This is a genomic window from Pseudomonas sp. MIS38, assembly GCF_019891575.1.
Taxonomy (GTDB): Bacteria; Pseudomonadota; Gammaproteobacteria; order Pseudomonadales; family Pseudomonadaceae; genus Aquipseudomonas; species Aquipseudomonas putida_A.
The window spans coordinates 104752-128791 of sequence record NZ_JAFLXF010000010.1; the positions used below are offsets into that span (position 1 = coordinate 104752).

The following is a 24040-nucleotide window of genomic DNA, read 5'->3' on the forward strand; positions in this document are numbered from 1 at the left end:
GAGGGCCTCTGGCAGGGACTCTTAAGGGTAATCCAGAGGGCCTCTGCCAAATTCGAGACGAAAAAAAGCCGGGGTAGTGACCCGGCTCTCTTACAACGCGTTGTGGAGCAAATCATGCACCAATCAAACCAAACGATCAATACCCCGGCCAGTGTCGCGACACAATTTGGCAACGGTGAAAACGTGTCGCGCATTGTTTCAACCATCGCCCTCCGCGACATGATCAACGAAGCGCGACAGCAGGCAGGCGAGCCAAGGGTCCGCAATGACCATTTCCTTTCCCGGGTTGAGGACGAGTTGGGCGACGATCTGGAGGGGGTGCAAAAATATTACACCCCTCTGCACGGTAACCAGGTGGCGACTTACGGGCTGACTCTCGACCAATGCATGCTGGTAGGGATGCGCGAATCGAAAGCCGTGCGCCGTTCCGTTCTCCAGAAACTCAAGGAGCTGGAAGGTCCTCGGGTTATCGCCACACTTCCAGACTTTTCCAATCCTGCAGCGGCTGCCCGAGCGTGGGCTGAGCAGTTCGAACTTCAGCAAGCGGCCAATCAGGCCCTGATTGAGGCCGCGCCGAAGATTGCCTTCGTCGAGCGCTACGTCGAATCAACCGGCCTCAAGGGCTTTCGCCAGGTGGCGAAGCTGCTCAAGGCCAACGAGTCGCGATTCCGCGAGTTCCTGCTCGACAAAAAGATCATGTGCCGCATGGGCGGCGAGTGGCAGGCCTACCAGCCTCACATCGACGCTGGCCGCTTTGAGGTAAAGGCAGGCACCACTGACAGCGGTCACGCCTACAACCAATCCAAATTCACTCCCAAGGGCGTCAACTGGATTGCCGGTCTGTGGGCGCAATACCAACTGAGGGAGGCCGTGTAATGGCCGGGGACTGGATCAAAATGCGAATCGACCTTCAGACACATCCGAAAGTTTTCCGCATGGTGTCCGCATTGAAAGCGGACAGACTGCGGATCATCGGCGGACTGCACATTGCGTGGAGCATCTTCGACACTCATTCCGACGACGGTGTGCTGCACGGCTACAGCGTCGAGGCGATGGATGCTGTGGTGGGCTGGCCAGGCTTTACCCAAGCCATGATCGAGGTGGAATGGGCGTCCGTGCAGGACGATGGAAGCCTTGTAATGCCTCGCTTTGACGAGCACAACGGCGCCAGTGCAAAGCGCCGAGCCAACGACAGCGAGCGCAAGCGTAACGACCGTAAAAACAACTCTGTCCGCAATGTGTCCGCAAGCGATGCGGACAAAACGCGGACCAGAGAAGAGAAGAGAAGAGAAGAGAAGAAAGAGCAAGATCAAAAGCAAGGTGCTGGCGCACCGGCGAAGGCTGGCAAGTTCGATCCGCTCACTGCAAAGCCTGAGAACGTGTCCGAGAAGGCCTGGGCCGATTGGTGCCAGCACCGCAAGGAAATCCGCAAGCCACTGACTGCCAAGAGCTGCGAGCAGCAGGCCAGGGCTTTGCTGGGTCACGCCGAGCCGGATCAGGTGCTCGCCACTTCGATCTCCAACGGCTGGACCGGGATCTTCCCGGAGAAGCGTGCCAGCAACGTGCACCCGTTCCCGCAATCCCGTCACACCGGCTTCGCTGAACGCGATTACCAGGCCGGCCTGATCCAGCGGGAGGACGGCAGCTATGCGCTCTGAGCCAGTCCAAGCCACTCCAGACCTGCCGCCGGGAACCCGGATCCAGCCGGCCGACTGCGAAACCCATGGCGCCTACGACCAGAAGATATTTGCACTGTTGGGCAAGGAGCTGAAGAGCGGTTGCCCAGAGTGCGGGCGTCTCGCTCGCGAGAAGACCGAGGCCGCTGAGCTGGCGAACAAGGCGATGGAACTGCGCATGGCCATGGAGCGAAAGCTCGGCGCCGCGCTGATCCCAAAGCGCTTCGCCAGCAAGACGCTCGACGGATACATCGCGACCACCACGGAGCAGCGCAAGGCGCTCAACACGTGCCGCCGCTACGCCGCCGAGTTTCCGCAGAACGCAGCCACGGGGCGCTGCCTGTTGCTGCTTGGCAAGCCTGGCACTGGCAAAACGCACCTTTCCGTGGCGATCGCCAACGAGATCATGGCCAAGTCATCTGCCACGGCGGTGTACCGCACCATCGGCGCCGTGCTGCAGTCGATCCGTGCTTCGTACGACCGCGCCACCGAACAGACTGAAAGTCAGATCCTGTCGAGCCTGATCAGCCCCTCACTGCTCATCCTGGACGAGATTGGCGTGAGCAAGGAGAAGCCGAGCGACTTCGAGCTGACGACGCTGTTCGCGATCATCAACGGCCGGTACGAGGAGATGCGACCGACGATCATCGTTTCAAACTTGAGCGCCAAGGCGCTCCCGGAAGCCATCGGCGATCGCTGCGTGGATCGCTTGCGGGAGGGCGGCGTGATCGTGCTTCCGTTCGAGTGGGAATCTCAGCGCGGCAAGGAGGGCTTCTGACATGGCCGTAAAACTGTGGAGCATGCGCGAGCAGTGTCACATCGTCCGAGGTGTTCGAGGAACCGTCTTTGAGCTGGCTAAGCACTTCGGGATTCCGCCCAAGGTCGCGCAAAGCCGAATCGCTCGGTATGGCTGGACCGTCGAGAAAGCTGTCACCGAGCCTATGCGTGAAGACTCAAGGAGAAAGCGGCCATGAACCCGTTGATTGTTCGCCAAATGCAACCTTGCCCGGTGAGTTGCGTTTCAACGTGCCTCGCGATGCTTGCCGGTCGACCTGCTGCTGAGGTCATCAATGAGCTGCACAAGCCATACCGCGAGGGCGAATTGACTATGCGCGAAATGCTCGAATACCTCGGGATCAAATACACCGCGTTTTTCAGTGTCGACAATCCGCCCTTGGCGGATGAGGGTGTTTATCTCTGCACGGCGCCTTCGCTCAATATCGAGGCTGGCAATCACCAGATTCTGATCGAGGTGACCGATGAGGGTTACTTCGTGATTGACCCGGTTCAGGGCCGCGAGGATCGCAAATATTACGTGCCGCACGGCCAGGGCAACGGTGATCCGCTCGCAATCGATCTCGGAGGATTCGTCGTCGATGCGTTCGTCTCACGTTCCTACCTTGTGGAGAAATACACGAACGCGATGGCGACGGAGGTTGCGGCATGAACGAGTTCGCGATCCGCAGCCAGCGCGACATCAGCCGCCTCATGGGTGTTCTGCACGCCACCGACTTCACCAAACCCAAGATCGTGGTCATCAAGGACGAGAAGCGCCCGGACGTCTGCAACCGCAAAATGTGGGCAATGCTCAAGGACGTATCCGAGCAAGTGATCTGGCATGGCAAGAAACTGACCAGTGAGGACTGGAAGTGCCTTTTCAGTGCCTCGTTGGAAAAGCAGCGCGCAGAGCCTGGCCTCGACGGTGGCTTCGTTGTGATGGCTGTGTCCACCCGCAAGCAGTCCCAGAAGTGGTTCAGCGATTTGTTCGAGCTGATGCATGCCTTCGGCGCCGAGCATGGCGTGCGCTGGACTGAGCAGGACAAGTGGGGAGGGCGCTACTGATGCGCGTAGCCATCAAGGAAAAGAAGGCGCCCAAGCCGAAGAAATGCCGTGTTGCCTCCTGCGGGGCCTCATTCGTCCCTCAGCGTTTGGGTCAGGCAGTGTGCAGCCCAGCCTGCGCGCTGAAGGACGCACCACGGAACGAGCAGAAGGCAAAGAAGGCGATCGCCCAGCGTGATCGCCGCGAGATCAAAGTCCGAAAAGAGAAGCTGAAGACCAGAGCTGACCACCTGCGCGAAGCCCAGGCCGCGGTGAACGAGTACGTCCGCCTGCGTGATGCGCACCTGCCGTGCATCAGTTGCGACTCGATGCCGAACGACAGCGACCTGATCACCGGCAGCCGCTGGGACGCCGGCCATTACCGATCCGTTGGTGCCTGTCCGGAGCTGCGATTCGAGCCGCTGAACATCCACCGCCAGTGCGTGAGGTGCAACCGCAACCTGTCCGGTAACGCGGTCGAGTACCGCATCCGGTTGGTGCAGCGCATCGGCGTCGAAACCGTGGCATGGCTCGAAGGGCCTCATCAGCCCAAGAAGCTCACCGTCGAAGAAATCAAAACCATCAAGGCCGAATACCGAGCCAAGACCCGCGAACTGAAGAGGGCTGTAGCATGATCTATCCAGGCGTTCTGAACGCAGTTGTCTCCGCCCTCGCGGCTGAGGCCATCGACAACACCAGCAAACAGGCATGGCAGAAGCTGTACAACTCTGCCGACGAAGAGGAGGGCGGCGATCTGGCGACACTGGTTCGCTCGCGCGGCGCCGACGCCATGGATCGCCGTGAGGTGGACTGCTGGGTGTCTGCAAGGCTGCACAATGCGCTCGAACCGAAGCACTGGGATGCGCTTGTGGCGAAGTACAGCACCCACAAGGGACGCAAGGTGCAAGCGATCTCAGCGTTGCAGACCCTCATCAACACCCCGGCCCCGAAGCTGTTCCTGTTCAAGGCGACCACTGCTTGGGCTATCCCGCAGCTGAAAGGTGCGCGGCCGAAGGTGGCCACGTCCGTATCCGTCGAGATCCCGCTCGATGCACCGGAGTGGCGTCGCGAAGCAGTGGTGAAGGCGGCTCTGGCGGCAGGCCAGGCCAAGGCGAAGAGAGACGAGTCCCGATCGGCCGACATGATCGTGCTGAAGGACAGCTTCTACGACATGAACACCTGGGACAACGACGGGACGCCGGAGTCGACTCGCCGCCGGTGGCGGCAGGATATCGGCAAGGCTGCTGACGTCTTGGTCGACGAGGCTCTGGCGCACGCTGCCGACATTCTGGAGGCGGAAGGTCTGCTGATTGAACAAGCTGCGTGATTTCCTGTTGACATCAGTGAGCGAATGAGCGAAATTAATCCCATCCTGTCATTCCTGCGTGTGTAGGACAGACAAACGAAACCCGGCCACCGCGCCGGGTTTTTTATTGCCTCGAATTCGACTCGCTAGGAGGTGCGCATGAAGCTGAAGGCCAAAGCCAATCTGCTGGAGCGCGCAAGAACAGCGTGGGAGACGGTCGCGCGACAGGTTGGTGAGACGGACTTCTCTCGCCATCCACAGACCGGTGAATACCTCCACCCTGGTGTCGCCATGGGTTGGCGCATCCACAAGAAGAATCTGTAGTTTCACCTGTAGCCAGGGCAGCCTTCGGGAAGGCCTGGACGTCGTTGGCCGGTAGTGCGATGCATCTGAAAAACACCGGCAGCCCGCGCACCCTGACCTCAAACTTGCTTTCGGGGTGGCGCGAGACTGGATCAGCGAGATCGATGCATAGGGGCGTTGACGTTGAGAAGGCCTTTGGCGGACAGGAGGGGAAAGACCCTCGAATCATGCGGGTGAATGCGCAGGCTGATGCGTTCAGCCCTCGAAGGTAGTTGGCCAAACCGACTGAGCGAAGGCTCTCGGGCCTGCTGAAATGCAGGCAGCCAACCCAAGCAGGAGTTCAGCACCTGCCACCCGCACCTATTCAGGGCCTCTGCACTTGCAGGGGCTTTTTTACGAGAATCTGAAAGTCACGGAGGCATCCATGCCCACTATTCAATTAGCGGGGCGGGATGTAATCGTCGACGCCCAAGATGCTCATCTGCTTGCCGAGTACGACTGGTATATCCGACCCTCCGGGTCAACTGCATACGTTCAAAAAGTGCTATTCGAGAACGGTATTTATGTCGGCTATCGGAGTTTGCATAGGGTCATTACTGGATGCGAGGACGGCCTGGTGGTCGATCATAAGAACGGCAATGGATTGGATAATCGCCGCGAAAATCTGCGGATTTGCACTCAGGCGGAAAACCTGAGGAATCGGAAAATCAACGAGAACAACACGTCTGGGTTCAAGGGCGTTTTCTTCGACCCTGGAACACGAAACAGTAAGCCTTGGCGATCCCGCATTGCTGTCGGTGGTCAACGAATCAATCTCGGCCGATTCGGAAGTCCCGAAGAGGCTCATGCGGCGTACTGCAGGGCATCCGCTGAGCGTCATGGCGAATTCTCCCGAACGGCGTAATCACTCATTTGCCCGCACTGCCGGCTTTTCTTTTTCGGCTCCCCACACCCATTGCTCCGAGCTGGGAGTGCAGCGGGGCCGACCTATTCACATGCACCCAGGGAGTCGAGCGCATGGAGTTATTGCAGCGCCTGCTCGACAAGATCGACAGGTTTGAATTGCTGATCGCAGGACTGGTCGGTGCTGTCGTCGCAAGCTGGTGGCATAAAGACGATCTGGCCGACTGGCGCGCCTGGCTGATCTTCCTAATCACCGGCATCGCCTGTTCGCTGTACCTGACGAGCATGGTCAGCACCTATCTGGGTGTGACCGAGCCGAAGATCGTCGCGGGTATTGGCTTCCTGCTGGGCACCTTCGGCGGATCGCTGCTCGCAGCCATCAACCGTGCAATCAAGTCCGCTGACCTCTGGGCGCTCATTCGCCAGCGGTTCGGGGGAGGCAATCCACCATGAGTCTTGAACTGATCAACTCCATCGCCTGTGGCTTGATTGCCTTGTGGGCGACCTGGTGTGTTCTGAGCGGTCGAGTGCGGGACGGCATCCTCGGCAAGCTGATCTATTCGGCGATCGCCATCAGCGGGTTTGTGGTGATGAGCCGCAACCAGAACATTTTCATCATCGGCCCAACCACTGCCGGTATCACGTTGCACGTCTCGCTGGCCCTTGCCGGTATGCGTCACATCTTCATGGTCATCTGGTGGCAGCGGGTGAAAGCCTGGCTCTGCCGGACGCTGAGTTGTGAACACTGCCTGCGTTGTGACAAGGCGCCGGGCGGGATCGAACGTCGATCCAAGTAAGTCGCGACACGTTTCGCGAATCATCAAATTGTGTCGCGACACGGAGGAGTGAATGGATAGGCCAATGCCGCCGGCTTCACTGCTCGACCTGTCTGAGCTGTCCAGCTTTGGCATTCGCCTGATCCCGGCGCCTGAAGTTTGGGAATGGCTCCAAGCCGAGATCCTCGCTGACACCGGAAGCATCCACAACGAAGAGCACGCCCATCTGATCGATGCGGACATTCGTGTGATGTGGGCGTCTGCCGCCTTCACGAAGAAAGGTCGCACGGTGGTCGGTCAGGCCGAACAGGTCGCGTTCCGTGCTGGTGGTTGGCAGAAGGCCCGGATGGAACAACAGATGCTGGATTGGTTCGGCGACGTGCCGGCCTACATCATCACGCTGGCTGCCGACTACTGCGCCCAGTGTTCCGATGCTGACTTCTGCGCCTTGGTCGAGCATGAGCTGTATCACATAGCCCAAGCGACCGATAGGTACGGTCAGCCAGCATTCACCCAAGACGGATTGCCCAAGCTTGAGATGCGCGGACACGACGTTGAAGAGTTCGTCGGTGTGGTGCGTCGCTATGGGGCGAGCCCGGCTGTTCAAGAGCTGGTGGACGCTGCAAACAATCCTGCTGAGGTGGGGAAATTGAACATATCGAGGGCCTGCGGAACCTGTCTGCTTAAGTCGGCCTGATTCCTGACAGGTCCTGACGGATGACATTCACATGGCAGCACTACGAAGCGAGGTCAAAGCCTTCATTGTTCAGGCTCTGGCCTGCTTCGATACACCTTCTCAGGTGGTGGAGGCTGTCAAGAAAGAATTCGGCATAGACGTCAGTCGCCAGACCTGTGAGGGGCATGACCCGACAAAGTACGCAGGACGTGGCTTGGCACCGCGCTGGGCGGACATGTTCCATGCCTGCCGAGAGCGATTCACTGCCGAGACTGCGGACATCCCGATCGCCCATAGAGCTTATCGGCTTCGCGCGTTGGGGCGGATGGCTGAGAAGGCCGAGAGCATGAAGAACATGGCCCTCACTGCTCAGCTACTAGAGCAAGCGGCCAAAGAGGTTGGCGACATATACGTCAACCGCCAGACCAAGAACGAGAACCCCCACGACAACGTGCCGCCCACGCGAGTGCAGGTCGACGTGGTGGACGCGAGGAAGCCTGATGCCGACGCTTAACGTCCCGCAGGCGCGATTCCTCCAGATGGAGAACAAGTTTCGCGGTTTTGTCGCCGGGTTTGGTTCCGGGAAAACGTGGGTAGGCTGCGCAGGCATCTGCAAGCACGTATGGGAATGGCCTCGGATCAACTCGGGGTACTTTGCTCCGACCTATCCGCAGATCCGAGACATCTTCTTTCCGACGATTGAAGAGGTGGCATTCGACTGGGGCCTGAAGGTCAAGACGAAGGAGAGCGACAAGGAGGTCGAGTTCTACAGCGGCGGCCAGTATCGCAGCACGACCATCTGCCGTTCGATGGAGAAGCCGCAGACCATTGTCGGTTTCAAGATCGGGCACGCCCTGGTCGACGAGCTCGATGTTCTGCCTGCGCTCAAGGCCGAGCACGCCTGGCGCAAGATCATTGCCCGTATGCGTTACAACGAGCACGGTCTGAAGAACGGCGTGGACGTGACGACCACCCCCGAGGGGTTCAAGTTCGTATACCAGCAGTTCGTGAAGCAGTTGCGCGAGAAGCCCTCGCTGCAAGGCATGTATGGGCTGGTACAGGCCAGCACGTTCGACAACGAGTTGAACCTGCCCCCCGATTACATTCCATCCTTGATGGAGTCGTACCCACCGCAGCTGATTCTGGCCTACCTCAACGGGCAGTTCGTCAACCTGAATGCCGGTTCGATCTACCACGCGTACGACCGGAAGCTGAATGGCTGCTTCGATGCGGTGGAGCCCGGCGAACCTCTGTTCATCGGCATGGACTTCAACGTTGGCAAGATGGCGGCGATCACGCACGTCAAACGTGCAGACGGGAAGCCTCGGGCAGTCGACGAGCTGATCGACGGCTTCGATACCCCGGACATGATCCGACGCATCAAGGAGCGCTACTGGCGCTACAACGGCAAGGACTACGAAAAAACCTGTGAGATTCGAATCTATCCGGATGCCTCGGGTGGCTCCCGTAAGTCGGTGAATGCCAGTGAGACAGACATTGCCATCCTGCGCCAAGCGGGATTCAGCGTCATCGCGCCGGATGCAAACCCGCCGGTGAAAGACCGCATCAACGCCATGAACGCGATGTTCTGCAACGCCAATGGCGAGCGGCGTTACCTGGTCAACCCGCTGCGCTGCCCGACGTACGCCGATGGGCTTGAACAGCAGGTATGGGCGCCGAATGGCGAGCCAGACAAGAAGTCCGGCGTCGATCACGCGAACGATGCCGGCGGCTACTTCATCCACCACGACTACCCGATCATCAAGCCGATGACTCACATTCCTGTCACATTTACCTTCTGAGGCACATATGCCCAACTACAGCGCCAAACGGCAGGAGTACGACGATGCCTTGCCCGGCTGGCAGCTGGTCAAGCGTTGCGTAGCCGGGCCTCGAGAGGTTCGCAAGTACGACGAATATCTGCCCATGCCTGACCCGCTGAATCAGTCGCCCGAGAACATCGCGCGGTATCAGCAGCTCAAGAAGCGGGCAATGTTCCTCAACGTCACCGGCCGCACGCGCACCGGTTTGCTGGGCGCGGTGTTCCGCAAGACGGCAGAGATCAAGCTGCCCTCGGCAGTCGAGTACCTGCTGGAGAACGTCAGCGGTGACGGCTCAAGCCTTGAGCAGTTGTGCAAGGAAGCTACTGGCGAGTGCCTCGACACCGGCCGCGGCGGTCTACTGACTGACTTCCCGAAGGTCGAACTGCCAGAGGGACAGACTTCGCTCACTGTCTCGCAGGCGGCGAAAGCGCGCGCCTACGTCCACTTTTACCCGGCCGAGAGCATCGTCAATTGGCGGGAAGACGTGATCGACGGCGTGCGCCGGCTGACGCTGGTGGTGCTGCACGAAAAGATCAACGAAACAACGGATGACGGGTTCGAGTTCACCGCCAAGGATCAATACCGTGCGCTGATGCTGATCAACGGGAAGTACGTGCAGCGCGTGTACTCGGAAGATACGCCGGACGGCGTTAAGACGAACCCGACCGACAAGATGGGCAAGGCCTTCGATCACATCCCGTTCCACTTCTTTGGCTCCCAGAACAACGACGCCAGCATTGACAAGGCGCCGCTGGAAGACCTGGCCGAGGTGAACATCCTTCACTACGGCAACAGCGCCACGGTGGAAGAGGCGGGCTTCATCAGTTCGCAGCCAACGCTGTTCCTTACCAGCGACCTGGACCCTGATACCTTCAAAATTCACAACCCAAACGGTGTGCAGATTGGGTCCAGAAAGGGCCACTTGCTCGGCAAACAGGGCTCTGCCGTCATGCTGCAGGCCAAGGAAACGCAGCTGGCCCGCGAGCTGATGAAGGACAAGGAAGATCAGATGCTGATGATCGGCGCGCGCATCGTCCAGCAGGGCGGTGGCGCCGAGACAGCAGAGGCTGTTCGCATTCGCTACAGCTCGGATAACTCGGTGTTGGGCACGATCGCTGGCAACGTCTCCGAGGCGGTGCGGCTGTCTCTGTTCGACGCGCAGCGGTTCATGATGGAGGCAGTCGACGAAGCTGGCACAGTCTTCTGGCTCAACCAGGAGTTCTTCGATGAGGCTATGGATGCTCAAGCGATCCTTGCTCAGATGCAGCTCTGGCAACAGGGCATCATCGCCAAGAAGGACTTGCGCACCAACCTGCGTCAGGCTGGGGTGCTGGAATCTGACCGAGCAGATGAGGACATCGACGCGGATCGTGAAGAGGAGGCGCCTGTGGTGGGCAGCGAGCCAGATTCGCCACCAGCCAACCAGCCACCCGGGGTGAATGATGAGTAGCGAGGGCTATCTGACGGATGCCACCACTCGGCACCAGGTCTACGTCCAGCGATACGCCGGCGGCAACCTGAAGCGGGTGGCGTCATTCATCAGCAAGGCCATCAACACGGCAAAGGCTCGCGTTGCGGCAGGCCTCAGCGCCTACGGTACGCGTCGGTACACCTCGCAGATAGAAACGCTCCAAGGCGATCTGCGGGGCATCTACGACGACATGAAGGGCAGGGCGCAGCTCGACCTTGGCGAGTTCGCGGTCTATGAGGCCGAGTTCAACGGCAAGATGCTGGGCAAGGTCATCAAGGCCGTTGTTCAGTTCAACGTGCCATCGGCTGAGATGGTGAGCGCGGCCGCACTGGCTGATCCGATGCTGCTGGAGGCTCGCAAGGGTGCCCAGCGCATCAGCATCAGCGGTGCGCTCGACCAGTTCGGCACCAAGAAGGCCGCCGAGATCATCGGCGAGATTCAGATCGGTTCCAGCCTGGGCGAGACCAGTCAGCAGATCGGCCGGCGCCTCACCAGCGTCCACCAGCTGCATCAGGATCAGGCATCGTCGCTCGTTCGCACCATGACCAACCATGTCGCCAGCACGGCGCGCATGGAGACGCTCAAGGCCAACGACGACATCCTGCAGGGCTGGCGCTGGATCTCCACGCTCGACAGCAAGACCAGCGCCATGTGTCAGGCGAGGGATCAGCACATCTACGGATGGGACGACCCCAAGCCGCCCGGCCACTGGAATTGCAGATCGAGCGCGCTGCCGGTTCTGAAGGGTGAGTTTGCCCGCGAGATCCCGGGTTCTACCAGGCCCTCAATCGGCCCTGATGGCGTCACGCTGGTATCCAGCAAGACGAGCTATCAGGAGTGGCTCTCGCGCCAGCCTGCCGCCTTCCAGCGCGACGTCCTCGGCCCGAACCGGTACGCACTGTTCACAAGGGGCGAGCTGACACTGGAGAAGTTCGTGGATGACAACGGCAAGACGCTGACCCTTAAGCAACTTAAAGACCTTGAGCCGCTGGCCTTCGAGCGAGCTGGCCTCTGACCACGAATCACACAAACGACCGGCCTTGAGCCGGTTTTTTATGCCTGCGGCTGAGCCAAGGGCAAATCATCCGGGGGATGACATGAAGTACAAGATCAGCAAGGCGGAATACGAAGCGCTTGATGCGGCAATGCAGGCGCTCTACAAGGCGATGGGCGATGACTTCGTCCTGACCGTTGAGGGCTTGCCCACCGGAGGCGAGGATCTGGAAGGCCTCAAGCGCCAGAACCAGACGCTGCTGGACGAGGCCAAGGAAGCCAAGCGCCTGAAGCGCGAGGCGGACGAAAAGCTCGCCCAGAAGGAACTGGACGCCGCCAAGGCTCGTGGCGACTTCGAGCAGCTGTATGCCAGCAGCGAGCAGGCCCTGGCCGTCGAGCGTACGCGCTTGGCCGAGCTGACCGCCAGCATCGAGCGCCGCGACCTGACGTCGGCAGCCTCGAAGGTTTCCAGCAGCATCGCCGACGGCGAGAACGCCGAGATCCTGGCCGAGTTCGTCCAGCGCCGCCTGAAGATCGTCGAAGGGCAAGTCAAGGTCACGGATGCCGCCGGCAACCTGACCATCGCCAGCCTTGAGGATCTGGCGAAAGAATTCCAGCAGGCGCCGCGCTACGCATCACTGGTGCGCGGAACGAAAGCGAACGGTGGCGGGGCTACCGGGGGTAGTGGTGGCGGGGCCACCAAGCAGTTGCACGAAATGAGCGATGCCGAGCGCATCCAGCTCTCCAACGAAAATCCGACCTTGTTTAACCAAATGGTTCAACAGGCAAAATCAAAGGAATAAGGCCCCATGCCAATCACCACCATCGGCAACATCATCACCGGTAATATCCCGGTGCTGACTTCGTACCTGACTCAGGACCCGGTAGAAAAAACCGCGTTCTTCCAGTCCGGCATTCTGACCCCGACCCCTTACGCGTCCGAGATCGCCCGCGGCCCGTCGAACATCGCGAACATTCCCTACTGGAAGGCGATCGATGCCTCGGTAGAGCCGAACTACTCGAACGATGTCTACGCCGACGTTGCAGAGCCACGCAACATTGAAACCGGCGACATGATGGCTCGTGTTGCGTACCTCAACGAAGGCTTCGGCCAAGCTGACCTGACCGTCGAGCTGACCAGCAAGAACCCGTTGCAATCCGTTGCGGCACGGCTGGATAACTTCTGGCAGCGCCAGGCTCAGCGCCGCCTGCTGGCGACTTCGCTGGGCATCTACAACGACAACATCGGTGCGACCGACGCATCGCACACTCAGAACGACATGGTGATCGACGTGTCCGCGTCTGGCGGCTTCGATGCTGGTGCATTCATCGACGCAACCCAGACCATGGGTGACGCGCTGATGAGCGACAGCGGTCAGGTTCTCGGCGTGATGGCGATGCACAGCTTCGTGTATGGCGACATGCGCAAGAAGCAGTTGATCGACTTCATCCGCGACGCTGACAACAACACCCAGATCGCGACCTATCAAGGTTACCGCCTTGTGATCGACGATCAGATGACCGTCATCGGCACCGGCAGTTCGCGCAAGTTCATCAACGTGATCTTTGGCCAAGGCGCGATCGGTTACGGCGAAGGCAATCCAGAGCACCCGACAGCCTACGAGCGCCAGGAATCTCGCGGTAACGGCGGCGGCGTGGAAGTCCTGTGGAGCCGCAAGACCTGGCTCCTGCACCCACTGGGCTACAGCTTCCTGTCTGCCACCATTACCGGCAACGGCACCGAAACCACGCCACGCTCTGCCTCTTGGCAGGATCTGGCGCTGGCGACGAACTGGAACCGTGTGATGGAACGTAAGCACATCCCGATCGCATTCTTGGTCACCGGTGTTCCGGCACCTTAATCCATAGGGGCGGCGAGCCGCCCCATTCAGGAGCAAATGCCGATGCCTAACCAAAAAACTGGTAAGGGCTTGCCCCGATCTCTCCGGACCGCAAAGCCGTCCGCAGCGACGGTTCAAGTCGCCGCCGATGCAACGAACGGCATCGCTGCCGGCGACCTTCAGGCCGCTCTCAGCGCGCTGGCAGCCCGAGTAAAAGCACTGGAGACACCGTAATGACCGATAACAACGTAAAGAAAACCCGGTTCGCCGGATTGGAGCAGGACGAAAATGGTCAGGTCCGGCTGAAGTCGGACGATGTGCCAGAATCTGATTTGCTCGGTCACGGCACGACCGAGAGCGGCGGTGAGTTCAACGGCGGCGGCGAATTGCAGGCTCAATTCGCAAAGCTCAAAGCTGAGAATGTCGGCCTGTCCTCTCAGCTGAAAGAAGTAGGGAAACTGGCCGCTGGCCTTGAAGCTGGCGTGCTGAACCCTGTTGAAGGCGAAGGCCCAGCGATGCACCTGTATGAAGCCCTGGCCGGCATTCAGTCGGGCATGCAGCGCTTGGCAAGCGATCGCGATTCCGCTGTGAGTAAGTCGGAGGAGCTGCAGAAACAGGTCGATGACTTGCTGGTGCAGGCAGATAAAAATCGCTTGGCCAATGCGACCGATCCGCTCGACGAGCTGACGGTCGTGCAGATCAAGGAACAGCTCGACGCCAAGGGCGTGACCTACAAGGTCAACGACTCGAAGCCTGAGCTGCTCGCGTTGTTGAAGGCCAACCAGTAACAACTGGGGCTTCGGCCCCACTCATTCAAGCGGAGGCCTGATGGCTACCTACATCACCGTGGCGGACGTTGACGCCGAGCTCGGGCCTTCATGGGCGCCAGACGACAAGAAAGCTCGCGCCGTGCTGCAGGCGAATGCCTATCTGACCTCGCTCAACCTGGTCGGTATCGACATGGACGCCATTCCCGAAGAGGTGAAGCAGGCCGGCGCCGAGCTGGCGGTAGTCGCGTCTGAGGGCAAGCTGTACCAGCAGCAGACCGAGGGATCGCTGGAAGCCAAGACAGTGAAGGCTGGATCGGTGACCACCAGCAAGACGTTCGCCTCGATCGACACCAGCAAATCCACCGCGCTTCCCGATGGCGTCCAATTCGCCCTGGACCTGCTCGCGCCATGGCGCGCTAGCGGCTTCAGCTTCAACGTGTACAGGTGACCCATGGGCCTACGTGAGGAGATCCAGGCGGATCTGGCCGAGGCCTTCGACACTGACCTGGCGGACGCTGTGCAGCCCTTCAGCGGCGGCGTGATGCTGCCGGGAACGTGGGATCCGGTCAATGAGGTGGCGGGTGACCCTGTTGTCATCGCCTACACCGGACGGGGCGTGTTCGACGCCTTCAAGATTGCCCAGGTCGACGGCGTGAACATTCGCGGCACCGACCAACTGCTGATCGCGCTGACCAACGAAACGATCGGCGGGGTTCCGGACATCGGCCACAAGATTAACGATTTCGACGTGGTCAACGTCCAGACCGACCCGGCCGGCGCCCATTACGAGATCCAGCTGAGGAAAGTCTGATGGCCAACAAAGCGGGCTGGAGCCATAGCCTCACGGAGTTCGCCGACCAGGCAGGTGAGGACATCACTCAGATGGCGCGCGTGATCGCGACCGCCATGCTCACAGAGGTGGTGAACCGTTCGCCGGTCGGCAACCCTGACCTATGGCAGGCCAACGTGGCGTTGCGCACGAAGAACGTAGCGCTGGCTGATGCCTATGACGCGAACGTAGACGCACGCAACGCTGCGCGCACCGGTGGCAAGGCCTTCAAGAAGCTGACCAAGCGAGAGCGCGAAGAGAACTACTTCGTCAAAGCGCAGGCGGCTGGGAAAGGGTACATCGGCGGCACATTCCGAGGCAGTCATCTGGTCTCGATCGGCGCTCCGGACTTTACCGTGACCGACATCATCGACCCGTCCGGCCGCGAAACCATCAGCAAGGGCAGCATGCTCATCAAGGCATCGGGGCAGTTTCCCGTGATCTACATCCAAACGAACAGCCCCTACGGCGAGATGCTGGAGCTGGGGCATTCCACGCAGGCTCCGGGCGGTGTCTACGACCTTGCCTTCATCGGCGTATCTGAGGCCTACACATGACCTTCGAGCAGATCAGGCAGCTCATCACCGGCCGGATGGTGGCCTTCACCGGCATTGACCAGGCGCGGATCGATTACCCGAACCAGCCGGAAGTGTTCACGCCGCCGGCGACCGGCCTCTGGTGCCGGCTGAATATCCAGTACGCCCCGGCCTTCATGGCTGGCATGGCCGATCGGCCGCACACCCGCAAGCCCGGGCAGATCAGCGTCCAGTGCTTCGCCCGAGAGCGCACCGGCACCAAGGCCATCAACGAGCTGGCCGACGCGCTCGAAGCGCACTTCGCCTACTGGATGTCCGGGGACCTTGAATGCATGGAAGCCAGCCAAGTGGTCGCCGGTGAGTTCGAGGGCTTCTACCAAATCAACGTCAACATCCGGTTTCGCGCCGGCTGAGAGGGAAAATGCAGAGCGCAGATTACGTGTCGGGTGTGTCCGGCTGGAAGTTCACCAAAGGTTTGCTCGAGATCAACGGAGGGCCGATGGGCCCGGTCAGGATCGGTGATCTTGATAAGGAGGAGTCTGGCTCTCCGTCCGCAGCAGAGCCTTCGCCAAAACCATTCATCATCGTTGATGGCGTGACGTACATTCGTCAGGAGTCAAGCAACGAATCCAGCACTGAGAAGCCGAAGCTGGCTCCGCAGTGGGCCGTGAAATTCGAGCTGCTCGACGGCAAGTACGTTGCGGCCGGCATCGGGCTCAGCCTATCTGGCTCAATCAGTAAGCCTGACATCGTCGTCAAAGCTTCCAGCATCGAAATGCTCGACGACGGAATGGTCCGAATCAAGCAGCAACAGAGCTGAACCACCCAAGCCAGCCAATCCCGCCTTGAGCGGGTTTTTTTATGCCCGCGAATAGGAGGCTCCAATGAGCTCTGGCGCAAAAGTCGTTTCACACATCATTCCCGAGGTGACGCCCGGCGTTACCCCGACCGGCACCTGGGACACGCTGCGCCTGACCGGCAATGCGCTGACCCCGACCGTCAACACCCAAGTCAGTGACGAAATCACCGACACCCGGCTGAGCCAAGGCTCGGTGGCCACCAGCATCGATATCGGCGGAGATCTGACGGCGGAATTCTCGTTCGGCTCGTTCGATCAGCTGCTGGAGGCCGCTTTCTACGGCAACTGGACCGGTAATGTGCTGAGCGTCGGTGATACTCGTCACACCTTCAGCATCGCCAAGGGCTACGACGACATCGGCGTCCATGGTGTGTTCAAGGGGGCGCATGTTTCGACCTTCTCGCTCGACATCCCGTCCGACGGCAAGATCACCGCCACCTTCAACATGGCGTGCCTGGACTACGCCGACAGCGAGACCTCGATCGTCGTCTCGCCGAACGCACCGACCACCACCCCGTTCCTATCGAACAACAACGTCGGCACGATCCTGGTGAATGGCCAGTCGCTGGAAGGCGTGGCATGTGTTTCGGCCATGACCGTCAACCTCGACAACAGCCTGCAAACGCAGCGCTGCCTCGGCTCTGACAGTCTCGGCCCGGGTGCACACATTGCGACCGAAGCGGCGATCACCGGCAGCATCACGCTCGCCTGGTCGAAGCGGGCGTGGGAGATCTGGAAGAACACCTTCACCCGCGCGCCAATCGGCGTCGTGTTCCCGATCACCGACAGCCTGGGCAACAAGTACACCTTCAACTTCCCTGCGGTGGAAGTGGACGGCGAACTACCGAATGGTGGCAAGCGCGACTTGATCGAGGTGACGCTGAACTACACCGTGGCGAAGGTCAGCCCGACCATCACCCGCGTTCCGTTCGTGCCGGTGACCAGCGTCTCGGTGGCGCCAGCGACTGCCTCCATCGCGGTAGCCGCGACTCGTCAGCTCACTGCGTCGGCATTGCCGGCCGAAGCCGCGCAAAACGTCACTTGGTCCAGTTCGGCACCGAGCGTTGCCACTGTCAGCTCTTCTGGACTGGTCACCGGCGTTTCTGCTGGCTCCGCGACTATTACTGCCACCAGCGTGTCGGACGTCACCAAAACCAGCACGGCGGCGATCACCGTCACTGCATAAACCAGCTCGACCTTTGGCCACCCCGGCATTCACGCCGGCCGGGGCGGCCCTTTTATCGGCGCGGCGTTGAGGAATTACCATGGCTCTGCAACTGGGCAAAAAGAAGCCGGCAGTCACCGGCGAGCGCTGGGCGAACTTCGACAAGGACACCAAGGTGCTGCTGGCCGGCATCGACAACCCTGAGTATCAGGTCGCGCTGGAGCGCATGCGCCGCCGCATTCAGCGCAACGATGCGCGGTTTGAAGAGGGCCAGGTTGGCGTGGTAGCCGGCGAGAAGACCGAGCACCAGAACCACTCGATGCTGCTGGCAAGCTTCATCGTGAAGGACTGGGATGGCGTACTCGATGCCGAGGGCAGCCCGATCAAGTACAGCCCGGAGATCGCCGCCGAGCTGCTGGAGACCAACATCGAGTTCTTCGTCTTCGTCCTGCGTGAGGGTGCTGCTGCAGCCAATGACTCCGCCGAAGAGCGAGCTGAGTCGGTGGGAAAGCCGTCTGCCGCTTCGAGTGGGAGCAAGAGTGGGGCGGGGAAAGCGAGAAGCGCCGCGCGGTCTACGCGCGCCTGAAACTAGCGGTACCGGATGAGCCCGAGAACGACCCGATCACCGCGTACTTGCTGAATCTCTATCGCAACGTGTGCCGCGGCCGCCGCTACATCGCCGGCATGGCCGGGGCGTTCCCTCTGCCACTGTCGGCGCGGGAAATCTCCGATTGGCTGGAATCGCATCCGTCGCCGCTGCCGCGCGATGAGGTTGACGATGTGATGTTTGCTCTGGATGCGGTGTGTTTGGCTGGCGACGAAGAGTGATTTTGTCGAGGCCCTCCCGTTGGTGCTAGATTCCTCCTTCAAACAGGGAGGGGGTGTCTTTGAAAAGACAAATAGCATTTGGTGTTGCATTCCTGCTGCTGGCGGGCTGCGAAACAACTAGAGTCGCGCCAGAAAAGGCCTCTCAGGTCCCAGCAGAGGATGTTTTCGCTTTCGGTAAGCCAAGCGCAGCAGATGATGCGCGTATTGTTTTCACGCAAGACGCTGGCGCTTTGAGCTGCTTAGGTGCCGGCATGCAGGTGTTCTTGAACGAAAGGCTTGCTGCTGAAACAAGTAGCGGAAAATCGGTGAAGCTTTACCACAAGCCTGGCCCTGTGCAGCTGAGCATCAAGAACAATGCCGCATGCGCCGGCGGTGATCTGCGCGGGCTATTGCTTGATCTGAAACCAGGCTACTCGTATTCGGTTCGCGGGTACCGCGGCATGTGGGATAAAGCGGAGCCGCTTCTTACTGCACCCGAGCCGTACAAGTACGCGAAATAGCGAGGACTTATGAGAACGATAATCGCCGCACTCATTGCTGTAACTGCGCTTTTTTCAATGTCGGCGCAGGCTGCCGAAAGCTCTTGCAAGAAAATTTCTGCCTTGGCCGGTGAGGCAATGACTGCTCGTCAAAAAGGTGAGCTGCTCGAGGACTCGCTCGACAAAATTGGTGATGGCAGCAAATTCGCCAGAGGGGTGGTTCTCAAGGCTTACGAAAAGCAAGTCATGATCACAGACACCATGAAGGAAGAAGCAGTAAAAGAATTCCGCAATGAGGCATATCGAGTCTGTCTCAACGCGAACAGCTGAATCAGCACCCAATGAATAACCCGCTCCGGCGGGTTTTTTTGCGCCTGGAGAAAGACAATGGCTCAGACATCCCGCCTCGTTCTGGAAATCGACAGCCGGGACGCCGAGCAAAAGGCTGCCGACATCAAGCGCGCGCTTGAGGCGCTGGAAGCCTCCGGTCTGCGGGTCAAGCCTGCTCTAGACAAGGCCAGTGACGGTATCGAAAAGGTCGGAGAGTCGAGCTCCAAGTCGGAAGGATCAGCTCGTCGCTTCGGACGTGCATTCGAGGAGGCTGTATCGGGCATTGGCGCCAGCACTCAACAGATAGTGCGCGAACTCCAGTTGCTCAACTCGAAGCAAGACGCGTCAGTCCAAGCCATCAATGCTTTGGGCTTGTCACTCAGCCAGACTACTCAGCGTATTGAAAAGGCCGGGTCGGCGATGTCAGCCTACGCGCCTAGTGCTGACGCTGCCAGCGCAGCTAGCTCTAGGGTTGGAGAGACGGCAGATCAGGCATCGGCCCGTCTTCTGCGACTTGCTAAAGAGGCCGTGGAGGCTCGCCAGGCACTACTGGGAACCTCTACTGCAGCGCAGGCAGCGGGAGCTGAGCTCGACAGGACGGGCAGATCCTCCGCCAACTTGTCGAAGCTTCAAGCAGAGGCGAATGTCCGTGGCGCTGCGCTCAATCGAACGCAGGATCTATCTGCTAAATCTGCTCTCGAAGCTGCAAACGCGACGGAGGCACAAACCTCCGAGTTAGCAGATCTACTCGGGCGAATTGACCCAGTCACCCGAAAACTGGGCGAGTTGGACAAGCAAGAGAAGGAACTGGCCAAAAACCGCAAGCTCGGCTTGATCGATGCGGACACGTTTTCCGAATACCAATCGAAGATCAACACCACCCGAGCTGATTTGGGGCGCTTCAACGCGGACCTCGGAAAAACCGGCATGACGGCGAAGGCGACAGCTGCCGCATTGCGGGGAGTCCCTGCGCAGTTCACTGATATCGCCGTATCGCTCCAGGGCGGTCAGGCGCCACTCACCGTTTTCCTACAGCAAGGTGGGCAGCTTAAAGATATGTTCGGAGGTGTTGGGCCGGCAGCAAAAGCGCTGGGCGGCTATGTCCTCGGCCTGGTCAATCCTTTCACTGTGGCTGCGGCAGCGGTAGGCGTGCTCGGTCTGGCCTACTACCAAGGCTCGAAAGAGCAGGATGCCTACCGCCTTTCCCTCGTAACAACCGGTAATGCTGCCGGCACCACGACGCTCGCGCTGTCTGAAATGGCCAAGCGCGTCAGTGGCACCGTCGGCACTACGGCGGATGCTGCCGCGGCGCTTGCGCAGCTCGCCGGTACAGGGAAGATCGCCAGTTCCAGCTTCGAGCAAATCGCAACTTCCGCCATCGCCTACGAGAAGGCGACCGGGAAGGCAGTGTCAGAAACCATCGCAGAGTTTGTGCGGCTGGCGGACGACCCGGTGAAGGCGGTCGCTGAACTCAACAACAAGTACAACTTCTTGACCGCTTCGGTATATGAGCAGGTCCGAGCGGCGCAGGAGATGGGCGAGAAGGAGGCCGCTGCAGCCATCGCTCAGGAAGCTTACGCCAAGGCTTTGGGTGAGCGAGCCGCAACTATGAAGTCAAACTTGGGCTCGCTCGAAAAGGCATGGAACGATCTTGCAGGCGCCGCGAAGAGTGGCTGGGATGCAATCCTCGGTATCGGGCGCGAGTCGAACACCGGCCCGGACGTAAAGGCGATTCAGCAGAAGATCAATTACCTGAAATCTACCCTTGATACTGGTTATGAGGACGACAACACCAGAGAGCGGATCGCTTCGCTGCAGGCCGAGCTCGATGCCTACGACAAGAAGTCGAAGGCTGAGCAGAAGGCTGCTGACGATGCCGCCCGTACAGCCCAAGTTCAGCGTGATGGGCAAGTGGCTTACGAGGCTTTTGAAAAGAGCCTTGAGCAGAACTTCACCAAGCGCCAGAAAATGAACAAGGCGCTTGAGGATGAGGAAAAACGCATCAACGCCGCTCGCACAGCAGGCTATACCATCACCGCTGAGCAGGAGGCCACAGCACTAAAAGCGATTCGCGAGAACTCCATCTACAAGGAGTCCGAGGAGAAAAAGCCGAAGGCTTATACCGAAGACGCCGGCATGAAGGCGCTCGACCAAGCCCGCCAGCAATATGCCGTGCTGCAACAGCAGAACTCGCTGATCGGAGTGCAGAAAGGTGAGGTCGACAAGCTCGGCGCCGCCGGCCAGGCCCTTGTGAAGTGGGAGCAGGAACTCGCTGACATCAAGGGCAAGCAGACCCTGACGGCTGATCAAAAATCGTTGTTGGCCAACCAGGAGCTGATCACCGCTCAACTGAAGAAGAACGCAGCGCTCGAAAAGGAAAACGCGCTGCGCAAGATCGCGACCGACGAGACGCAAAAGCTCGCCGCATTCCAGACCAACCTTGCAAGCCAGTTGGCGAAGGCTCAGACCGGGCTGGACAACAATCTGGCCGGCATGGGAATGGGGGATCAGCAGCGGCAGCGCCTGCAGGAGCAGCTCAATATCCAGCAGCAGTACCAGTCTCAACTGGACGCACTGGAGCAGCAGCACAACGAAGGAAGGATCAGCGACAACCTTTACAACCAGGAGACTGAAGCCCTGCGTTCGGCGCTGCAAACTCGCCTCGCGATGCAGCAGCAGTATTACTCGGACGTAGACAAAGCCCAATCGGACTGGTCGCTCGGCGCCTCATCGGCGTTTCAGACCTACTCCGAGCAGGCCCGCGATGTTGCCGGCCAAACCCGCAACCTGTTCACCAACGCCTTCAGCAACATGGAGGACGGCATCATCCAGTTCGTGAAGACCGGGAAGCTGTCGTTCAAGGATCTGGCGGACGGCATCATCGCCGACCTGATCCGCATCCAGGTGCGTCAGGCGGCGGTGGGCATCTTCGGCACGCTGTTCAGCGGGCTGGCGGGTGCTGGTGCATCTGCTGCTGGTAATGGCTTCGCGGCTGGATCGGCTGCTGCCACGTCCTCCAGTCTGGGCGCATCGGCGGCCGGTTACAGCTCGAAGTACGGCTTTTCCGACGGTGGTTATACCGGCGACGGCGGCAAGTTCGAGCCGAAGGGTGTGGTACACGGCGGTGAGTTCGTGGTGCGCAAGGATGTGGTCAGCCAGCCAGGCGCCCGGGAATTCCTCGAGCGCATGAACGCGAACTCGAAAGGGTACGCGGATGGCGGCTACGTCGGATCGGCTGCCGTAACCACGAAATCCAATGTCGTGCCGATCTCCTCGGCGTCACCCGCTGCCCCGGTCATCCAGCAAAGTTTCAGCTTTCAAGGCACTCCAGATGAGGCCACCGTCAACATGGTCAAGGAGGCCGCGATGCAGGGGGCGAAGGGGGGCTACGAGCTGGTCGTGCGCGACCTGAAACAAAACGGAACCATCCGCCAGCTGATTGCGCGGCGATAAGCCTTTAAGGAGTACCGCATGGCTCTCACGTGGCCGGCTTCGTTGCGCCCGTCAGAAATGACGTGGGGCATCGTCAACAACAGCAGGGCGTTCACTTCGACACTTTCGAACGCCCAGCAAATCATCGGCTACCCGGGCGCCTACTGGCAGTGCACGCTGACCTTCGGGCTATTGACGAGGGCTCAGGAGCGCGAGCTGTCGGCGTTCCTTGGGAGACTCGACGGCATGATGGGCACCTTCAACCTTCCGGCGTTCACCCGGCGCAGGACGAACAGTGTCGGCGCACTGACGGTGGTCACCGGTAACGCTCAGGCGCGATCGATGGTCATCGGCGGCGCAACGGCGAACGCGCCCGCTTTCAGCGCCGGCGACTACATCACCATCGCCGGCGAGATGTTTGAAGTCACCGATCCTGCATCAGCAAATGCGCAGGGCAGAGTGACTGTGCTGCTCAACAAGCGGATCCGCAAGACGCTCACGGCCGGTACCGCCGTCGAGTACCTCAACCCCTACTCGGAAATGCGGATGACCTCTGACACCTGGTCCATGTCCGTGCGCCCTGTGGTGTCGAACGGCAGCTATCAATTCAGGGAGGCCTTCTGATGCCCTCAGCATTCCCGTTCAGCCAGAACGTGGTGAACATCATTGCCACCGGACGGTTCATGCCGGTGTACGCCGTGCAGCTCGACTTCGTCGACGGCATGGTCTTCGCGCATACCGGCACCGGCGACCTGGTGGTCGACGGCATCACCTATCAGGGTGTTGGCAATTTCGGCCAGGTCAGCCAGTCGCAGGAAAGCGACAACTCCGGTTCGCCAATGTCGGTCGAGCTCACCCTCAGCGGCCTGGATGCCTACATCCTCTCCGAGACGAACGTACGCGGTTGCCGCGGCCGTATGGCCAAGGTCCTGTTCGTGGTGTTCGACGAGGCTGGCAACTACGCGGCGGACATCCTGTTTTCCGGCCGGATGGATGCAGCCAAGTTCTCGTTCGCCGGCAACGGCCAGGACGGCAACAGCATCACTGTTCCCGTCGTTGACCGTATGGCTGAGTGGAGCCGCACCGGTACCGAACGCTTCACCGATGAAAACCACCGCGCGCGCCATGACGGCGACCGGTTCTTCTATGCCATCGCTCAGATGTCCGAGTGGCCCATTTATTGGGGCTCGAAGAAAGACGCACCGACATTCACCTATGGAAGTTAG

At 60.0% G+C, this 24040-nt stretch carries 32 protein-coding genes; all 32 read left to right on the forward strand.

Annotation, left to right across the window (positions count from 1 at the left end):
• The first annotated feature begins 114 nt into the window (after positions 1-114).
• The 32 genes from J1G18_RS13740 (at position 115) to J1G18_RS13900 (ending at position 24040) form a co-directional block, all read left to right on the forward strand.
• Complete coding sequence (locus tag J1G18_RS13740; RefSeq protein ID WP_223007871.1) at positions 115-876, forward strand: phage antirepressor KilAC domain-containing protein; 762 nt, start codon at positions 115-117, stop codon at positions 874-876.
• Positions 876-1658, forward strand: coding sequence for a hypothetical protein (locus J1G18_RS28025; protein ID WP_262415578.1), 783 nt, complete (start codon positions 876-878; stop codon positions 1656-1658). Before J1G18_RS13740 ends, J1G18_RS28025 begins: the two co-directional genes overlap by 1 nt.
• On the forward strand, positions 1648-2454 hold the full coding sequence (locus tag J1G18_RS13755) for an ATP-binding protein (protein ID WP_223007872.1): 807 nt from the start codon (positions 1648-1650) through the stop codon (positions 2452-2454). The genes J1G18_RS28025 and J1G18_RS13755 overlap by 11 nt, the downstream gene beginning before the upstream one ends.
• Before the next feature lie 192 nt (positions 2455-2646).
• Complete coding sequence (locus tag J1G18_RS13760) at positions 2647-3123, forward strand: hypothetical protein (protein ID WP_223007873.1); 477 nt, start codon at positions 2647-2649, stop codon at positions 3121-3123.
• Positions 3120-3518 (forward strand): recombination protein NinB, encoded by a 399-nt coding sequence (locus J1G18_RS13765; RefSeq protein WP_223007874.1) that lies wholly within the window; start codon positions 3120-3122, stop codon positions 3516-3518. The genes J1G18_RS13760 and J1G18_RS13765 overlap by 4 nt, the downstream gene beginning before the upstream one ends.
• Positions 3518-4129, forward strand: a complete 612-nt coding sequence (locus J1G18_RS13770) for a recombination protein NinG (RefSeq protein WP_223007875.1) — start codon at positions 3518-3520, stop codon at positions 4127-4129. The genes J1G18_RS13765 and J1G18_RS13770 overlap by 1 nt, the downstream gene beginning before the upstream one ends.
• Positions 4126-4821, forward strand: a complete 696-nt coding sequence (locus J1G18_RS13775; protein ID WP_223007876.1) for a hypothetical protein — start codon at positions 4126-4128, stop codon at positions 4819-4821. The genes J1G18_RS13770 and J1G18_RS13775 overlap by 4 nt, the downstream gene beginning before the upstream one ends.
• Positions 4822-4959: 138 nt before the next feature.
• Complete coding sequence (locus J1G18_RS13780; RefSeq protein WP_158547276.1) at positions 4960-5124, forward strand: hypothetical protein; 165 nt, start codon at positions 4960-4962, stop codon at positions 5122-5124.
• A 403-nt stretch (positions 5125-5527) separates the two neighbouring features.
• Positions 5528-6007 (forward strand): HNH endonuclease, encoded by a 480-nt coding sequence (locus J1G18_RS13785; RefSeq protein ID WP_223007877.1) that lies wholly within the window; start codon positions 5528-5530, stop codon positions 6005-6007.
• A gap of 113 nt (positions 6008-6120) precedes the next feature.
• Positions 6121-6459 (forward strand): MFS transporter, encoded by a 339-nt coding sequence (locus J1G18_RS13790; RefSeq protein WP_223007878.1) that lies wholly within the window; start codon positions 6121-6123, stop codon positions 6457-6459.
• Positions 6456-6803, forward strand: coding sequence for a hypothetical protein (locus J1G18_RS13795; protein ID WP_047297554.1), 348 nt, complete (start codon positions 6456-6458; stop codon positions 6801-6803). Before J1G18_RS13790 ends, J1G18_RS13795 begins: the two co-directional genes overlap by 4 nt.
• 52 nt (positions 6804-6855) lie before the next feature.
• Positions 6856-7479, forward strand: coding sequence for a putative metallopeptidase (locus J1G18_RS13800; protein ID WP_223007879.1), 624 nt, complete (start codon positions 6856-6858; stop codon positions 7477-7479).
• 31 nt (positions 7480-7510) lie between these two features.
• Positions 7511-7972 carry a DUF2280 domain-containing protein gene (locus tag J1G18_RS13805; RefSeq protein WP_223007880.1) on the forward strand — a complete coding sequence of 154 codons (462 nt, stop codon included), beginning with the start codon at positions 7511-7513 and terminating at the stop codon, positions 7970-7972.
• Positions 7959-9260 carry a terminase large subunit domain-containing protein gene (locus tag J1G18_RS13810; protein ID WP_223007881.1) on the forward strand — a complete coding sequence of 434 codons (1302 nt, stop codon included), beginning with the start codon at positions 7959-7961 and terminating at the stop codon, positions 9258-9260. Before J1G18_RS13805 ends, J1G18_RS13810 begins: the two co-directional genes overlap by 14 nt.
• A gap of 7 nt (positions 9261-9267) precedes the next feature.
• Positions 9268-10731, forward strand: a complete 1464-nt coding sequence (locus tag J1G18_RS13815) for a DUF4055 domain-containing protein (RefSeq protein ID WP_223007882.1) — start codon at positions 9268-9270, stop codon at positions 10729-10731.
• A complete protein-coding gene (locus tag J1G18_RS13820) occupies positions 10724-11767 on the forward strand; it encodes a minor capsid protein (RefSeq protein WP_223007883.1) in 1044 nt (347 codons plus the stop codon). The genes J1G18_RS13815 and J1G18_RS13820 overlap by 8 nt, the downstream gene beginning before the upstream one ends.
• Before the next feature lie 82 nt (positions 11768-11849).
• Entirely contained in the window at positions 11850-12548 is a 699-nt protein-coding gene (locus tag J1G18_RS13825) for a hypothetical protein (RefSeq protein WP_223007884.1), read from the forward strand.
• 6 nt (positions 12549-12554) lie between these two features.
• Positions 12555-13607, forward strand: a complete 1053-nt coding sequence (locus tag J1G18_RS13830) for a coat protein (RefSeq protein WP_223007885.1) — start codon at positions 12555-12557, stop codon at positions 13605-13607.
• Between the two features lie 212 nt (positions 13608-13819).
• The gene (locus J1G18_RS13835) at positions 13820-14374 is read left to right on the forward strand and encodes a hypothetical protein (RefSeq protein WP_223007886.1); all 555 of its coding nucleotides are present in this window, start codon (positions 13820-13822) and stop codon (positions 14372-14374) included.
• Between the two features lie 40 nt (positions 14375-14414).
• Positions 14415-14804: a DnaT-like ssDNA-binding protein gene (locus J1G18_RS13840; RefSeq protein WP_223007887.1), complete on the forward strand. Its 390-nt coding sequence runs from the start codon at positions 14415-14417 to the stop codon at positions 14802-14804.
• A gap of 3 nt (positions 14805-14807) precedes the next feature.
• Positions 14808-15167 carry a hypothetical protein gene (locus tag J1G18_RS13845; RefSeq protein WP_223007888.1) on the forward strand — a complete coding sequence of 120 codons (360 nt, stop codon included), beginning with the start codon at positions 14808-14810 and terminating at the stop codon, positions 15165-15167.
• Entirely contained in the window at positions 15167-15742 is a 576-nt protein-coding gene (locus J1G18_RS13850) for an HK97 gp10 family phage protein (RefSeq protein WP_223007889.1), read from the forward strand. Before J1G18_RS13845 ends, J1G18_RS13850 begins: the two co-directional genes overlap by 1 nt.
• Positions 15739-16134 (forward strand): hypothetical protein, encoded by a 396-nt coding sequence (locus tag J1G18_RS13855; RefSeq protein ID WP_223007890.1) that lies wholly within the window; start codon positions 15739-15741, stop codon positions 16132-16134. The genes J1G18_RS13850 and J1G18_RS13855 overlap by 4 nt, the downstream gene beginning before the upstream one ends.
• 8 nt (positions 16135-16142) lie before the next feature.
• Positions 16143-16541, forward strand: coding sequence for a hypothetical protein (locus J1G18_RS13860; protein ID WP_223007891.1), 399 nt, complete (start codon positions 16143-16145; stop codon positions 16539-16541).
• Between the two features lie 64 nt (positions 16542-16605).
• Positions 16606-17766 (forward strand): phage tail tube protein, encoded by a 1161-nt coding sequence (locus J1G18_RS13865; RefSeq protein WP_223007892.1) that lies wholly within the window; start codon positions 16606-16608, stop codon positions 17764-17766.
• A gap of 79 nt (positions 17767-17845) precedes the next feature.
• Entirely contained in the window at positions 17846-18331 is a 486-nt protein-coding gene (locus J1G18_RS13870; RefSeq protein WP_223007893.1) for a hypothetical protein, read from the forward strand.
• A 47-nt stretch (positions 18332-18378) separates the two neighbouring features.
• Positions 18379-18573: a hypothetical protein gene (locus J1G18_RS13875; protein WP_262415579.1), complete on the forward strand. Its 195-nt coding sequence runs from the start codon at positions 18379-18381 to the stop codon at positions 18571-18573.
• A 59-nt stretch (positions 18574-18632) separates the two neighbouring features.
• Complete coding sequence (locus J1G18_RS13880; protein WP_103484242.1) at positions 18633-19073, forward strand: hypothetical protein; 441 nt, start codon at positions 18633-18635, stop codon at positions 19071-19073.
• Positions 19074-19082: 9 nt separating this feature from the next.
• On the forward strand, positions 19083-19382 hold the full coding sequence (locus tag J1G18_RS13885) for a hypothetical protein (protein WP_223007894.1): 300 nt from the start codon (positions 19083-19085) through the stop codon (positions 19380-19382).
• A 57-nt stretch (positions 19383-19439) separates the two neighbouring features.
• Complete coding sequence (locus tag J1G18_RS13890) at positions 19440-22835, forward strand: phage tail tape measure protein (RefSeq protein ID WP_223007895.1); 3396 nt, start codon at positions 19440-19442, stop codon at positions 22833-22835.
• Positions 22836-22853: 18 nt separating this feature from the next.
• Positions 22854-23438, forward strand: a complete 585-nt coding sequence (locus J1G18_RS13895; protein WP_103484239.1) for a hypothetical protein — start codon at positions 22854-22856, stop codon at positions 23436-23438.
• A complete protein-coding gene (locus tag J1G18_RS13900) occupies positions 23438-24040 on the forward strand; it encodes a hypothetical protein (RefSeq protein ID WP_097090050.1) in 603 nt (200 codons plus the stop codon). Before J1G18_RS13895 ends, J1G18_RS13900 begins: the two co-directional genes overlap by 1 nt.